This window comes from Gracilimonas sediminicola (assembly GCF_024320785.1).
In the GTDB taxonomy this organism is placed as follows: domain Bacteria; phylum Bacteroidota; class Rhodothermia; order Balneolales; family Balneolaceae; genus Gracilimonas; species Gracilimonas sediminicola.
Window position 1 is genome coordinate 1,234,799 of record NZ_JANDBC010000001.1, and the last position, 14,506, is coordinate 1,249,304.

13 protein-coding genes are annotated in these 14,506 nt (G+C 43.4%); 1 reads left to right on the plus strand and 12 read right to left on the minus strand.

What is annotated here, in order from left to right:
• Positions 1–5 precede the first annotated feature (5 nt).
• From NM125_RS05540 to NM125_RS05565, 6 genes are all read right to left on the minus strand, one after another.
• Positions 6–3,218, minus strand: a complete 3,213-nt coding sequence (locus tag NM125_RS05540; protein ID WP_255133628.1) for a T9SS type A sorting domain-containing protein — start codon at positions 3,216–3,218, stop codon at positions 6–8.
• A gap of 21 nt (positions 3,219–3,239) precedes the next feature.
• Positions 3,240–5,375, minus strand: a complete 2,136-nt coding sequence (locus NM125_RS05545) for a hypothetical protein (protein ID WP_255133630.1) — start codon at positions 5,373–5,375, stop codon at positions 3,240–3,242.
• A gap of 90 nt (positions 5,376–5,465) precedes the next feature.
• The gene (locus tag NM125_RS05550) at positions 5,466–6,161 is read right to left on the minus strand and encodes a TIGR04283 family arsenosugar biosynthesis glycosyltransferase (protein WP_255133632.1); all 696 of its coding nucleotides are present in this window, start codon (positions 6,159–6,161) and stop codon (positions 5,466–5,468) included.
• A 29-nt stretch (positions 6,162–6,190) separates the two neighbouring features.
• A complete protein-coding gene (locus NM125_RS05555; RefSeq protein ID WP_255133634.1) occupies positions 6,191–6,826 on the minus strand; it encodes a TIGR04282 family arsenosugar biosynthesis glycosyltransferase in 636 nt (211 codons plus the stop codon).
• Positions 6,823–7,869, minus strand: coding sequence for an arsenosugar biosynthesis radical SAM (seleno)protein ArsS (gene arsS, locus NM125_RS05560; protein WP_255133636.1), 1,047 nt, complete (start codon positions 7,867–7,869; stop codon positions 6,823–6,825). Before arsS ends, NM125_RS05555 begins: the two co-directional genes overlap by 4 nt.
• A gap of 83 nt (positions 7,870–7,952) precedes the next feature.
• Positions 7,953–8,288: an arsenosugar biosynthesis-associated peroxidase-like protein gene (locus tag NM125_RS05565; protein ID WP_255133638.1), complete on the minus strand. Its 336-nt coding sequence runs from the start codon at positions 8,286–8,288 to the stop codon at positions 7,953–7,955.
• 186 nt (positions 8,289–8,474) lie between these two features.
• Here NM125_RS05565 and NM125_RS05570 point away from each other — a divergent pair, with 186 nt between their 5' ends.
• Positions 8,475–8,951, plus strand: coding sequence for a hypothetical protein (locus tag NM125_RS05570; RefSeq protein ID WP_255133640.1), 477 nt, complete (start codon positions 8,475–8,477; stop codon positions 8,949–8,951).
• 29 nt (positions 8,952–8,980) lie between these two features.
• Here NM125_RS05570 and NM125_RS05575 read toward each other — a convergent pair whose 3' ends face one another.
• From NM125_RS05575 to NM125_RS05600, 6 genes are all read right to left on the minus strand, one after another.
• Positions 8,981–9,778: an MBL fold metallo-hydrolase gene (locus NM125_RS05575; protein ID WP_255133642.1), complete on the minus strand. Its 798-nt coding sequence runs from the start codon at positions 9,776–9,778 to the stop codon at positions 8,981–8,983.
• A gap of 252 nt (positions 9,779–10,030) precedes the next feature.
• Positions 10,031–12,064, minus strand: a complete 2,034-nt coding sequence (locus tag NM125_RS05580; protein ID WP_255133644.1) for a DUF349 domain-containing protein — start codon at positions 12,062–12,064, stop codon at positions 10,031–10,033.
• Between the two features lie 261 nt (positions 12,065–12,325).
• Positions 12,326–12,685 (minus strand): four helix bundle protein, encoded by a 360-nt coding sequence (locus tag NM125_RS05585; protein ID WP_255133646.1) that lies wholly within the window; start codon positions 12,683–12,685, stop codon positions 12,326–12,328.
• A 99-nt stretch (positions 12,686–12,784) separates the two neighbouring features.
• On the minus strand, positions 12,785–13,606 hold the full coding sequence (locus NM125_RS05590; protein ID WP_255133648.1) for a mechanosensitive ion channel family protein: 822 nt from the start codon (positions 13,604–13,606) through the stop codon (positions 12,785–12,787).
• A 128-nt stretch (positions 13,607–13,734) separates the two neighbouring features.
• Complete coding sequence (locus NM125_RS05595) at positions 13,735–13,920, minus strand: CsbD family protein (protein WP_255133649.1); 186 nt, start codon at positions 13,918–13,920, stop codon at positions 13,735–13,737.
• A gap of 50 nt (positions 13,921–13,970) precedes the next feature.
• Positions 13,971–14,474, minus strand: a complete 504-nt coding sequence (locus NM125_RS05600) for a Dps family protein (RefSeq protein ID WP_255133650.1) — start codon at positions 14,472–14,474, stop codon at positions 13,971–13,973.
• Positions 14,475–14,506: the final 32 nt, after the last annotated feature.

Genomic DNA, 14,506 nt, shown 5'->3' on the forward strand with positions numbered 1-14,506 from the left:
ATTTGTTACTTAATCAGCATCATTTTCTTAATGCTTTCGAAAGAACCGGCTTCGATGCGGTAGATATACATACCACTTGCCAGTCTGGAAGCATCAAATGCTGCAGTGTGGGTGCCTGCTGTCATCCGCTCGTTCACCAATGTAGCAACCTTTCTACCCAGCATATCATACACTGTCAGACTTACGTTTGCTGCTCTTGGAAGGTCAAACGTAATATTAGTAGTTGGGTTGAATGGATTCGGATAGTTTTGCTTAAGGTCAAAGCTCTTAGGCAACCCTGTCTCAACTTCTCCTGAAGTTTCCATTGCGCGCTCTAATGTCAGGCTGTAGTACAATGTAGAGAAAGTATTTGTCGCTGCATCATAATCTTCAGCTGCAGCTACAGTATCAACTCCGTCGCTTACACGAACAGTCCACACAAAGTCTGCGCTTTCGCCTACTTCAAGACCTGCAGAAGCTAATAAGCCGTCTACCGTTGCATAATCAAGGGTAACAGCAGAAGCTGTTGAATCATCATTTGATGGAACAGAAGTTACAACACTAGCTGTATCAGCTGAGTATAGTACCCACTCATAAGTGATATCGTTGCCGTCAAAGTCTGATGTAGCTTCCCACTCAACGGTAATATCACCGGTTACTTCAACAGTAGCTTCGTCAGCCGGGGTTTCCAGATCAAAACCAGTATCCGGCAGAGTCCAGTCATCAGCCACAACATCATCAAGCGTTCTTAGAATCATTTTCGGGTTACCGAAAGAATAGTAAAGAACACCTGACAGAGACTCCATGTCTGCACCAACTTTAACATGGTCGTTTAAGTCAGAGCCATAATTGATAGTAAATGCATCGTCAACACGCAGACCTTCTCCGGCCTCAAGTGTATCAGCCGCACCACCACCCTGGGTGGAACCAAATTCCCACTCACCGAAGTCACTGGAACCGTCTGCCTGGTTGGTTGTTACTTTTACATCGTTAAAGGTCAGGAAAACACCTTCGTACTCTTCATAAGCAGTAGCAGATCCTGTGATGTCCTGAGTATTCAGCTCAACCGCTAAATTAGCCACAGAGTTACCTGAAGATTCAACCGTGAAGGCATCAAGTGTCGCAAAGGTAACACCAAACTCCTCAGAGATGGTTAGCTCTGTAACATTGATTTCATCACCAATATTCAGGCTTTCGGTTTCGCTGTCTTCTTCAACATAAATACCAGACCATGCGGCGGCAGCATCCTGAATGGTAATAAAACCACTTTCACCTGCACTGGACACTACTGTAGCCGTAATATTTACAGGAATAGTACCTGCTCCAAGCAGAGGACTTGATCCTGGCTGCCCATCTCCTGTTTCCTGTAATATTGAAATCTCTGAAATAGGATTGTCAGCAACGAAGAAACTGAAACCTCCGGAAAATGGAGCTCTACCAGTCAGGCCGTTGTCATCAGACGCTTCGATGTAAAATGACACTGGTGTAAAGTTATCAAATGTTGGGAGTGTAGCAGAAAACTCATTCCCGGTAGTATTTGACATAGTCAGTGTGTCAGTTGTATCCGGCGAAGTGTAAATTAAACTTACGCTTGTCAAAGAAGCACCGTCAACAGCTTCTGCACTTGCAGTAACAACCACCGCATCACTAGAAGTTACTGAGGAGTCTGAAAGTGAAACATTAGAAATTACAGGAGGAAGACCGTTTACAACAAGGTCATTTGGCCATTCAAAACCATCCACACCGTCTACATTTCTTTCACCATTTAACCATACAACACCATCTTCAAATGGGTTAATGCTGAAAGCGCCGTTTCCGCTTGGTACCAAAGCATCGGGATCGTCTCCCACATAGTTAATGAAACCACTGATGTCCACATTGGCTCCTGAAGCAGGTGCTTCAAATGGTCCGTCCTGGTTAGGGTCTATTCTACGAGCGTTATAGGATGGCAGATATCCTTCAGCGCCAATAGCATGGTCGTTTCTGTATCTCAGAGATGTATCGTATACATAAATTCTGGATCCGTCTTTGTTTACAGCCCAGTCAACACGATTTCCCTGTGCTACGTTACTTACGGTAGCAGAATTAATTTTAACATACGCTCCGTTATATACATTATAGTTACTAAAGCGCATGGTAAGCTCACCATCTTCAAAACTGTTTATATCAGTCAGATCAACTTCCCATGGGTCAAGTAGACTTGCATATTCAGGGAATTCCTGGTTTACGTTACCCAGTCGGTTTACAGACTCGACAGCAACCTGAGATGTACCACCAAAGAAACCTAACTCGGCTTCCAGAGTAACAACATCTCCTCTGGTAAATCCATCAAGAAGAGTGTAATCAGACTCAACCAGCTGAATAGACATTCCCTGACGGCCCATAGTCACTGCATTGGTATCCGTTACAAAAACATGGATACGTGATATCTCATCAATGGTACCATCATCATTGGTATCATCAGGATTTGACAACCCTGAACTCTTTGGATACGAGGTAATTACCACTGTTAATGTAACCGTACTGTCTGCAAGTGGGTGATCTTCTATAGCCGCCTCTGAAAACTCAGAAACGCCCTGGTAAGTATTCAGGTCGCGAACGGTAATTGGCGCATTATAGTCTCTGTGTGCACCTAGTCCGCCAAAATCATTTTGAGGATAAACTATCCATTCTGAAGAAGCGTCATCAGTTCCAAAAGAACCCAGAGCAGTAGTATTTCCGGTTGAAACATTAGGCTTTCGAACTAAAGTATGATCTTTAGTAGCTTCAACAGAATCTCCAACTGCCCAATTAGCATCAGAGTTTGGATCTCCAAATACATCTAAAAAAGTAGTATCCGTTCCTGATATATGAATAAGTGCCCGCGCATCATTTCCATTGTGATGGGTCATACTTGGCCAACTTAATGTTTCATCAGCAAAGTCTGTGTTATAAAGTGATGAGCTTACCTGGTCGGTAGTGATTACATAGGTTCCATAACCCGAAATTGAAGCTCCGGTTGGGAAAGTATGGTAAAACTCCCATCCGTCTCCGTTTGAAGACTGTGCAACCTGGTAGTCGTCAAGATTTACTGGGGTACTGTTTGGGTTATAAATCTCCCAGGCTTTGTTGTTACTCGAACCTTCAATGTATTCCGAGAAAAACAAGTTGCTCTGTGCATGAACTGCACCATAACTGAAGAGAAAAGTAAGCACAAACAAGGCGGCTCCTTTCACTCCTTTTTTTGTAGCATTAATCATAGTTGATCCTCTGTCTTTTGATTATTTGATAATAAGTAGCTTACCCGTTTGTACTTCTCCAGAATCCAAATCTTTAACGGAAAACAGGTATAAACCCGTCGATAAGATTTGATTGGCATCGGATTGCAAGTCCCATGCATGTTCTCCCCCGGCCATTACTCTTGGGTCATCACTAAAGTTGTTGAACCAAGAAATATCTCCGTTGTAAGTCGCTGAGTTATGCTCTAATTCAGCGACAATGTCTCCGGCTACAGTGTAAACACGAACTTCTGCCCGCGCCGGCAAATTGTAAAAATAAAGCTTACGAGTATCTTCATTAGAGCCATCCCAAGCCGCTTTAATTCGATAAGGGTTAGGATATACGCCTACCTTATATTCTTTGGCATTACTTCCAAAGTTTTCATTAACAGGCGTACCGGGAAATATTCGAACCGAATTTGAACTTGTCGAACTTTCCAAACTTCCGATATCAAAAGTCTCACTTCCTCCATCAAAAGCTGTAACTGAAATCTCATATTGCCAACCGCTCAACAGCCCATCAAGTTCATAGCGATACCAATATTCTGTAGTATCGTCCTCAAAAGTAACCGGGTCATCCAGCTCCACTTCTTCAAACCCGGTATCGAATGCGATTTGGTTGGCCGGCTTGTCAAATTCGCGGATTAATTTCGGATCCACACCCTGCCCATCACCAAGCTGAGAACTGTAAATTCTGTATCCTTCAAAGTCCATCTCTCCTGAAACTCTATCTACAGAAAACTCAGCTGTTCTGTCCCAGTAAATAGATGCTTTTCCTTCTTCAAGTTGAATTCGAACTTTGGGGTTATCGGGAGGAGTAGGGAATAAATATCGGGTAAGCTGCCCGTCGCCGTCTGTATCCTCACCCGGATCCAGAACCCCATTATCGTTCACATCTTCTCCCTGAAAAACTCTGTTTGCAGAATTAATAGTCTGAGTTAAGATGGCACGCGAGTCTTCAGTATCAATTTCTTTAATACTCTGAATGGTCCCCTGAAATTCCTCCGGCTTTCTGGCCGCTGAATAAACGAAGTACACCGTTATGGTTTCTCCGGGTTCAACCACCGGAAATGGCCCCATGGAAAGAAATGAGATATAGTTACCTGCCGCATCCTGACCGTCTGTTCTTAAAGCTTCCCGATAGGTTTCACCCTGAGCATTAGTGGAATCTATAGGAAATTGCTCGGCCATTCGTGTAAATCGGTCAATATCATTAGATGGAGCATCAAATACTCCGGTACCTGCACTAAAAAGCCAATAGCTTGGCCCTACCTGAGGAACATTTAGCCCTTGCTGCTGCAGGTAATCTGCATTTTTAGGGTGATAAAACTGATCCCTGTACTCAGCCCCAATCAATGTAATAGCCCCATAGGTATTAATCGCAGGTTCTCCGGCAGGCGACCCTGCATCAAAAGCATATGTGGTGTACAGCGAATCCAGATATCCGATCCCATTTTTGTTGAAGAAAGCTCCACCGGTTTCGTTGGTGGTAATATCCCGAACCACTAAATCAGCATACATCCCAACAAATACGCTGTCCCAGGTTGCAGCACCTGCATATTGATCGCTGTTGTTGGTAATTTCGTATTTGAGAATGGAGAAGTTTTCCGTGAATGGGAAGCCCCAATTGTAACTTTCCATTCTGACATCTGCATACAGAGGGGTGTCATGACCGCTAATGGGAGTTCCCTGAATGTCTCTTCGTCGATCTGAAAATTCTGTTATTATATCTTGCTCTCCCACCGATTGTGCAGAGAAAAACTCATCGTCGGGATTAGAACTTCTTCTGAGAATGATGTTATCGGCCGTGAACTCAAATCCTGCACCACCCCTAGAATAGCCACCTGATGTGGTTATAGAAGAAGTTGAAACCCGCAACTGAGAATTGTTGTAAAGGGCACCTATCCAAATCCCGGCTTCAAACAAATGCTCAATTTGGGAATCGCTTGGGTAGCGCATACTGAAGCCTCCTTCAGGGTTGTTGCGCACATCCGGCTTTCCAATGGTTCCGTAATTTGTGATGGACAGGCCGATAGTCCCAACATTGGTTTCGGCTCTTTCGAATGATGCCTGCGCGTAAAGATTTGCGGCAAATAAAGTTAGGAAAAAAGCGGTTAATCCTGCTCGGATAATTCTCATATAGATTACTAACGGGGTTTTATTTGGGGCCGGTAAATATAGCGATAATGGGGGCCAACCTCTGTGGTTACCCAAGCTTTTAACACTAACTTAATATGACGAGCCCACCATAAACGATTTATAAAAGTGTGCTATTACCTCTTGGCTGATCTTTAAATAAAAGAGGATCACTATAATAGCAAAAATGAACTGTAATCTGAAAACCCCAAACCGTTGATATTTCCTTGCCGAGGTAACAACCGGCTTTTTAATGATCACAAATTGTGCGCGAGTCTTAAGCCGGCTCACGATCTCCTGATCTTCCATAACCAGCAGTTTATGATCAAACCCTCCTATTCTTGAGAAAAGCGCTTTTCTGACAAACAGACTCTGATCACCGAACCTGAAAAAGTTGAGGTCGAAGCGGGTAAACCAACTGTAAATTCTCAGCGCCGGGTGGCGGTCATCAAAGGCCAGGCGGAAGCAACCGCAATCAAATCCGGCTTGTATTTTTTTTGTGATATCGGCAATAAATGTCGGAGGTGGGGTAGTGTCTGCATGAAGGAAATACAACCACTCCCCCCGGGCCTTTTCAGCCCCAAAATTCATTTGATTTGCCCGACCTCTTAAGGGGCTTTTCAATACTTTTGCTCCCTTTTCTTCTGCCACTTTAACCGTGTTGTCCGAACTGCCTCCATCCACCACAAGAATTTCCGACTCCTGCCCCTCACTGTGTTTCTTCAAAAAAGAAAGCAGCTCGCCAATCTTGGCCTCTTCATTAAAAGCCGGAATAATTATGCTGATCATTTACTCTATACTCTTTTTGGACCGGATACTTACAAACCGGACTTCACTCTATTCCAGTCTTCGATGGTATCTACATCGTTTAATTCTTTCAGCGTGGTGTGATTTAACCCAATATCCCGAATTTTTTCAACTGTTTTTTGAAATACAGAGCCCGTACTCCATTCGATTTCTTCAAAAACTTCCGGGTGGTAGCTTCGCATACCTAACAGGTAGTAGCCCCCGTCTTCTGCCGGACCGACTACAAATTCATGCTCCTCCAGCTCCTGAAAGGCCTGCTGAATAATATCAGAAGTAAGCTCTGCACAATCACTGCCAATAATCACCACTTTTTGGAAAGACTCATCTAAAAAAGATTGCTGAAAAGCATTCGACATTCTCTTTCCCAGGTTTTCCCCTGACTGAAGCTGCTTTGTAAAATCACCACCTTCCCAAATGTCCTTTTCCGCGATGAACCGGGAATACCATACTTCTTTGGCCACTTCTAAATTACGGGTTTGCTCAAAGGTCCAGCCCAGCAATTTCTGATATACCTCAAGTGCCTGCTCATCTCCGATTGTAGCTGCCAGCCGGGTTTTTGTTTTCCCGGCCTCCTCATTCTTCACGAAGATGATCAGCTTTTCCCTCGTTCTTCCTTCCTTGTTCAATGTTCCTTGTTGGGTGTTCAAGTAGTAGCGCCCCCACAGCTGCTGCCTGCTCCGGCTGTGCATCCAAAACAGTGCTGATTGATCTTTATTTCCCTGTTATTTAACGATTCAAGGTCAAAGTCCTTGATGTGTTGAACACTGTCTTCATGGGTTTCCATATCCAGCATTTGATTGAAATCGCAATCAAACAGGCGGCCGTCCCAGCCAATGGAAATGGTATTGCGGCACATCACCCCGGCTGCAGCTGCCGGATTGAATGACTCAATCAGCTTTTCCATGTACTCTTCCAGGTTACCTGACATCAGCAGAAAATTGAGGAAACGACTGATGGGTAAATTGGTAATCGTAAACAGGTCATTAAATACGATGTCATGCTTTCTCTTAAGCTCTTTCTTAAACTCCTGTTTAATTTCTTCCTGATCTCCCGGCAAAAAAGCCCCCACCGGATTATAAACCAGGTTCAACATTAACCCGGTATCTTCGTCTCCGTAACCGATTTCATTCAGCCTTTTCAACGCCTTGATAGACTTATCGTACGTGCCTTCTCCCCGCTGGCGATCAGTTCGTGATTTACTGTAGAAAGGGAGCGAACAGGTGACTTCCACACCATGCTCTTTAAAAAACCCGGGGAGGTCGCTGAATTTATTGGTAGTGAGGATGGTAAGATTAGATCTTACAATAACATGTTTCCCCAGCTTTGAAACTTCCTCCACAAACCACCGAAAATGCGGGTTCATTTCCGGGGCGCCACCCGTAAGGTCCACCGTATCAATATCGGTTCCCTTCAGCGCTTCAAGACAATGCTCAAAGGTCTCCTTCGTCATGATTTCCTGTCGGTCGGGTCCGGCATCCACATGGCAATGCTTGCAGGTCATGTTACACATGTAGCCCACATTCATCTGAAAAATATCGATCCCTGTAGGCTTCAGCGGGAATAACCCAATCGGATCAATTTTATCCCTGAACTTCGGCAGAGATTTAATCTTTTCGTTGTGATTATTAATGATATCGAGCTGAACGCTGGGCTTGGCCAACTCATGAGATTCTGCCAATAAGCTTTTCATAAAACTTCCTTCTGTTATAATATAATATGGGGCATCAGCCCGGAGGAAAATGGGCTGAATCATTCTAATTTTGCTAAATAAAATTACATGGAAAGGTCTTTCACCTTATTCATCATTTGCACGCCATGAACCAGCGATGAACCTCCGCGTATGGCTGCAGCAACGTGTACAGCTTCCATCATCTGCTCTTCACTGGCTCCTTTTTCGAGGCTGTCGGTAGTGTAGGCATCAATGCAATATGGGCATTGAACCGTGTGGGCTACGGCAAGTGCAATCAGGGCTTTTTCTCTTTTTGACAGAGCGCCTTCTTCAAAAACTTCACCGTAGTATTCAAAAAATTTATTCCCCAGCTTTTCCTGGAATTCTGTGATATCGCCAAACTTTTTCAGGTCTTCTGCTTTGTAATAAGGATTATCCATAGTGGTTTTTTTGTTATTAATAGTATTGATCTGAGTGAATCAGCTTAGTTATTCTTACGAAATAAATAGGTAGGAGGATTGATTTAGCTGAATTGGCCCCAAGAAATGATTTATTATGCTAAAATTGAAACAATTTCGACCTAATTTATATTTAAAGAGGTAGTAAACATAAATAATCAACCAAATATGAACATCAAGAAACTACTTTCTATCCTAACTATAATTTTCGGAGTAGCTATTACTCTGCCAAATACTGCCCAAGCCCAAGCAAACGGTGAAGGCGGAAATCTGGGGCTGGGTGTAATGCTGGGAGAGCCAACCGGTATCTCCATAAAGGCATGGAATAATTCCAAGTCTGCTTTTGGCTTTGGTGCCGCCTGGTCGTTTGGCCGGTATGATGCCATTCACCTGCACGGTGACTATCTGCAGCATTCCTGGCTAAGTGGAGTAGAGCAAGGCAGACTGGCTTTTTATTATGGAGTAGGTGCCCGACTGGTTTTAGCAGATGAAGCGGCTATTGGTATTCGCGTTCCCCTGGGACTGAATTACCTGGTCGAAGATGCACCTATTGACTTATTTGTTGAAGCGGTTCCTATTCTGGATTTAGCTCCCAGCACCGACTTTGATGCTAACGGAGCCATCGGCATCCGCTATTACTTCTAACGAGTAGCTTACCTTAAATCTTAACTGGCTTAACCAGAGGGCAGGGTAATTTCCTGCCCTTCTTTGGCCAGACAAACCCTTTCAAAAGAAGAACCGTAAATATCCTGAATTAACTCTTCTCTTTTTCCCAGAACATCATCACTGTTATCCGGGTCATGGTGTGTTAAAAATAGTCTTTTAACATTTACTTCCTTAGCCAGTTCCGTAACAGTTTCCCACGAGGAGTGCCCCCAGCCAATGCGCTGCTTATATAGTTTTTTCGAATACTGGGCATCGTGGATAAGCACATCTGCTCCGCGAATAAATTCTTTAAACTCTTCTCTGAATTGCCGGCTTTTATCGGTATCGTCATCCATCAATTCATTATCAGGGGCAAAGATGATGGCTTTGTCCTTAATCCTGATCTTATACATAGCTGTAGGAACCGTATGAGTTGCCCACATATACTCAACCGAGTACCCGTCAAAATCTCTTTTTCCGGGCTGAAAGGTTTCACAATCTAAATCGGCTTCCAGCATATCTATGGATACCGGGAAAAAGGTGCTGGACATATGGCCTTGCAGAATTTCTTTACATCCAATTTCGCCCTGTGGCGGCAGGTAAATCCGAAACCAGTTATCCCCGTTATAAAAGGGTTTGAAGAAAGGAAAACCTTGCAGGTGATCCCAGTGGGGGTGTGTTATAAATACCCGCCCGCGCAGCGAAGAACCCCGGCCCTGCAACTCGTTTCCAAGGTTTCGAAATCCGGTTCCGGAATCTAAAATCAGCAGCTCATCATCACCTTTGATCTGAATTTGCACACACGTTGTGTTACCCCCGTAACGCATGTTTTCACTGTTTGCGCAAGGTGTAGAACCCCGGACACCCCAAAATTTTATATGTATTGATCCTTTCAAATTACTTATACACCTCTGCTTACCTATCTATGACATGTTCAATCGTGCACCCCTTAATATGTGTAAATCGAACGGTATTTTCTTCCCTGTTAATATTTTCTATAACTAAATGAATGTGGGGTAATCGGTTAGATTCCAACGCCCATCATTGTATAAAAATATTAAACAAACGGAAAGCGCATGTTATTCTTCTTCGTCGCTGTCTCCGGTTCGTTTAAGCTGATCGATTTCTTTATTGATTTCTTTCAGGCGTTCTTCTTTCTCAGCGATTGAATTTTCGGCTTTATCAATTTTTTCCTGAAGCTCATCCTTCAAGGCATTTCCCCGATTGGTAGGCTTGAAGTAAGTTTTAGCTTCCTGGTACTGGATCATTTCACTTTCCAGTTTAGAAACATCTTTTTTGAGCTTGTCCCGCTCTTTCTGGAGCTTGATAATGTCTTTTCGGGTATCCGGATCTATTCCCTGATTAGCCAGTTTTTTCTCCATTCCAAGGTCGGACCCCAGCGCGCGATAGCGATCATAAATTACATCGCACGCTTCCCGATACTGCTTCCAGATCTTGTTCTTCATCTTGATGGGAACGTAGCCAATATCTTTAAAGTCCTGCTGCAACTTCTTGGCTTCCTGAACAGCCAGCGCAGGATCGTCGTGCTTGCCTAACTCTTTCAGCTTTTCAAGGATTTCCTGTTTTTTCTCCAGGTTTTCTTTCTGGTCTTTTCGCTCTCCTTTGAAGGCTTCCCGGCGGCGATCATAAAACACATCCATCGCGCCTTTAAACTTCTTCCAGATTTTGGACGATTGTTTTCTGGGAACCGGACCAATTTTCTTCCACCGGCTCATCAGACTTTGCATTTTTTGGTGGCCGGCATCAAAGTCGTCGGTATCTTTGGCTTCTTCCGCTTCTTTAATCAGTTCGTATTTCTTCTCGAGATTGGCCTCTTCCTGTTCACGCAGCTTATCAATGTTATCCGACTTCATCTCATTGAATTTGTCGGTGGCTGCTTTAAACAGATCCCACATCTCATTTTCATCTTTCTGCGGGAGGTTACCGGCGTTTTTCCAGGCTTTGTGAAGTTTATTCACCTTACGGGCCGCTTTTGCAATATTTTCCTGATCAACCAACGCTTCGGCTTCTTTCACCAATTTCTTTTTCTTGGAAAGGGCTCTCTCAATCTGCTCACGGTATTCTTTATCAACTTTGAACCGAACTTCGTTGAATGTATCCTGTACAGCGTTGAACCGATCCCAGAGCGGCTGATTTTTTTCGGATGGCACACGCCCCACCTTTCTCCATTGGGATATCAACTTATTAAACTGATCTTCTAATTCTTCAAAGTCAGGAGTATTCTCATTGAGCTTTTGAGTGAGCGCCTCCATTTTATCAAGAAGAAGCAGCTTCAGCTCTAAATTCTCTTCTTCTTTCTGAAGTTTCTTAACGAGGCGATCTACTTTATGATCTTCAAACTCGTCCATCAATTCTTTAAAGCTCTTGTCTAAAGCTTCGGCTTCGCCTTGTGGCAGCAGCTTAATGTTTTCCCACTGTCCTTTAATTTTGCCAACCTCTTTGGTTGCCGTCCAGTTTTCCTCATTTACAATGTCGGACAGGGATTTAAGCAGCTCTTTCTTCTTAGCAAGATTCTCTTCTTTCTTGCGGTTCAGCTCTTCGTAATGCTCTTTTTTCTTCTGCTCAAAGTTATCGCGCAGCTCCTGAAATTCATCAATTAGCTGACTGGCCTTTTCACTGGTGGATTCAGGTCCTTCCGTAACATTCTGGGCGAGATTAGCCAATTCTGTGGTAACGAAGGCCCAGTCTGTCTGTACCACCAGTTCTTTAGCCCGCTCTACAATCTCAGCATAAAACGACTCGGCATGCTCAGCAGACTCTTCACTTTCTTCCTCAGCTACTTCTTCTGTCTCTGCTTCATCTTCCTCAGCAACCTCAACTTCATCCTCCGAAACCGGCTCAGCTTCTGATTCCGGTTCACCCGTTTCCGCAGCTTCATCACCGGTCTCTAAATCTTCGGTAGGCGCTTCTTCTTCGGCTGTATTCTCCGGCTTTTCTTCCGGCTCTGCTACTTCTTCTTTTGGAGCCGCAGCCTGCTCCTCATTATCAACTGAAGTTTCTTCTTTGGAAGTAGCTTCTTCAGTGCTGTTTTCAAATTCGTCTTTGTCGGTCTCTTTTTCAGAGTTTGCGTTTTGTTGCTCCAGGTTCTCCACAGTAACCTTCCTTTCCTCGTAGGTCTTTTGATTAACGGCTCGTAGCCTTCTTGCTTAGATTAGTTAAGATAATATATCTGCCTAATCTTTGGCAATATAAAGCAAAAGTCCGGCAAAGTATTTCAGATCAAACAGATAAGCAGGAAAACTTTGAATAAACGAAAATGATTGATGCCTTTTGCAGAGTTGATGATTTGCGAATGATCGAAAGACCGATTTTCGATTTTTGAAGTATTTCTGCCTTAACTCAAGAAAAAAAGTTTACCTTTTTCTTTTATGTGCAGTTTGAACGCTTTTCACAAAAATTGAAATAAGTTCATTACACTCGTTGATGGCTATATCCAATTCCGACTTATTACTATATAAATCCGCCCTGTCAATAATTTTGAGAATGACGAATGACTCCCTAAGCTCCTTTAATACAATCTGCAGTTTGTGTATAAAATCTCTTATTGACTCTGCACTTTGTGCTTCACCATAATTAAGGGCAGGAGAAGTAGCTGAGCGTAATAGTTGACCCGATAAGTGCTTATTAACCTGATTTACAGGAAGATTCTTAATAAGTCGGATAATGGTTACAGAGAAATCGATTAGGCGTTCTTCAAGTTCTATTCTTTTCATAGTCAGCGTGCTTACTTGTTTAGAAGTAAGAGCAACTAAAACTGTTATCCTTACAGATTAAATTCTAAAATCTGTAATCAAAAATCGATCATTCGACAATCATTCCTTTTCCTGGAATACGTGAATATCGCGCTGTGGGAATGGCATTTCGATGCCTTCTTTATCTAACTCTTCTTTTATTTTTTCGAGATTATCCCAGAAAAAGCCCCAAAAATTTTCGGTTTTAGTCCATGCGCGGGCAGATAAATCCAGCGAACTGTCTCCAAGGTTTGTGAGTACAACAACCGGGGCCGGGTCTTGCAAAATTCGCTCATCTTCATTCAGCACCCGCAAAATAACTTCACGTGCTTTTTTCACATCTGAATTGTAACTAATTCCAATCGGAAAGACAGCGCGGCGGGTCTCTTTTGCTGAATAATTGATGACCGGCGAGTTTGCCAGCTGACCGTTCGGGATTATAATAAGCTGATTATTAGACGTTTGAAGGTGCGTATGCAGAATATCAATCTTTTCAACAGTCCCCGACTCGCTTCCTCTTTCAATAAAATCGCCCACTTTAAATGGCTTAAAGAACAAGATCAACACTCCACCTGCGAAATTCGATAAACTGCCCTGTAGTGCCAAGCCCACCGCTAAACCGGCCGCACCCAATACAGCAATAAAGGACGTCATTTCTATGCCCAGCATACCCAGTGCGGAGATATAAACCATGACTTTGAGCAACATGGAAATAAGGCTTCGCAAAAAAGAAACCAGGGCCTCATCCACGCTGCTGCGATTCAGCACTTTGGTGGCCCCTTTCACAATAAACTTCACTATCCATAGCCCGATCACCAGTGTCGCAACCGCGGCAAGCAACTTTGGACCGAAAGTGGTCACGAAATTCATGATGTCTTCTGTGGTAATGTTAAAATTGTCCATGCGTCTTTTTATGATCTTTAATATTGTTAAAGTGAATATCCTTAAAAATTCATTCACTGTCAGGTTCTGATATACATATAAAAAAGGGAAGGCGTTAACCTTCCCTTCAAGCTACTATGCGATTCTTTTCAGAGCTCTGCTATTTCTTTCTTGATCTCGTCTTTCGTTTTACCAAGTTTGCCTTGAAGACGGCCCAAAAGCTCATCTTCTTTACCCTCGGTAAAAGCGAGATCATCATCCGTCAGCTCTGAATACTTCTGCTTTAATTTTCCTTTTACTTCGTTCCATGTTCCTTTAATGGTTAAATCATTCATGGGATCTCTCCTGTTTATTTAGTTAAAATTCGTGGTGCAGGATAACTGCTTTATTCTTCTAAATGACTTCTTAACATCCATGCGGTTTTTGAATGAACGGTCAGCCGCTCTGTCAATAGATCAATAGTGGCTTCGTCGTCAGCTGCTTTTGCGGGCTCCAGGGCCTCTCGTGCAGTTCTGATAACCTGCTCGTTCGCTTCTGTCAGTCTTTTTACCATATCGAGTGCTTTCGGCCGATCGGTATCTTCCCCTATAGAAGCAATTTCGTTGAACTCCTTAAAAGTACCCGGAGCTCTGAAGCCTAACGCCCTGATGCGTTCGGCAATCTCGTCAATAGCTTCCGCGAGCTCGGAATACTGCTCTTCAAACTGCTCGTGCAGCTGGTGAAATAGCTCACCGGTTACATTCCAGTGGTAGTTATGTGTTTTCAAATACAGCAAGTAAGAATCGGCCAAAACCTTTGACAAGCCTGCCGCAATTTTCTCCCGATGGTCTTCAGAAATTCCAATGTTCACTTTCATTTTCTCGACTCCGTTAAGTGTTTCAATATCCATCTGAGTAACATTTTGTTCGTGAACATTCAGTT

Bases quoted from the DNA above. Each gene is read 5' to 3' on its own strand.
- NM125_RS05550 (WP_255133632.1), bottom strand. From the start codon at position 6,161: ATGATCAGCATAATTATTCCGGCTTTTAATGAAGAGGCCAAGATTGGC.
- arsS (WP_255133636.1), bottom strand. From the start codon at position 7,869: ATGAAAAGCTTATTGGCAGAATCTCATGAGTTGGCCAAGCCCAGCGTT.
- NM125_RS05590 (WP_255133648.1), bottom strand. From the start codon at position 13,606: ATGGACAATTTTAACATTACCACAGAAGACATCATGAATTTCGTGACC.
- NM125_RS05545 (WP_255133630.1), bottom strand. From the start codon at position 5,375: ATGAGAATTATCCGAGCAGGATTAACCGCTTTTTTCCTAACTTTATTT.
- NM125_RS05565 (WP_255133638.1), bottom strand. From the start codon at position 8,288: ATGGATAATCCTTATTACAAAGCAGAAGACCTGAAAAAGTTTGGCGAT.
- NM125_RS05595 (WP_255133649.1), bottom strand. From the start codon at position 13,920: ATGAATGATTTAACCATTAAAGGAACATGGAACGAAGTAAAAGGAAAA.
- NM125_RS05575 (WP_255133642.1), bottom strand. From the start codon at position 9,778: ATGCGTTACGGGGGTAACACAACGTGTGTGCAAATTCAGATCAAAGGT.
- NM125_RS05540 (WP_255133628.1), bottom strand. From the start codon at position 3,218: ATGATTAATGCTACAAAAAAAGGAGTGAAAGGAGCCGCCTTGTTTGTG.
- NM125_RS05585 (WP_255133646.1), bottom strand. From the start codon at position 12,685: ATGAAAAGAATAGAACTTGAAGAACGCCTAATCGATTTCTCTGTAACC.
- NM125_RS05600 (WP_255133650.1), bottom strand. From the start codon at position 14,474: ATGGATATTGAAACACTTAACGGAGTCGAGAAAATGAAAGTGAACATT.
- NM125_RS05570 (WP_255133640.1), top strand. From the start codon at position 8,475: ATGAACATCAAGAAACTACTTTCTATCCTAACTATAATTTTCGGAGTA.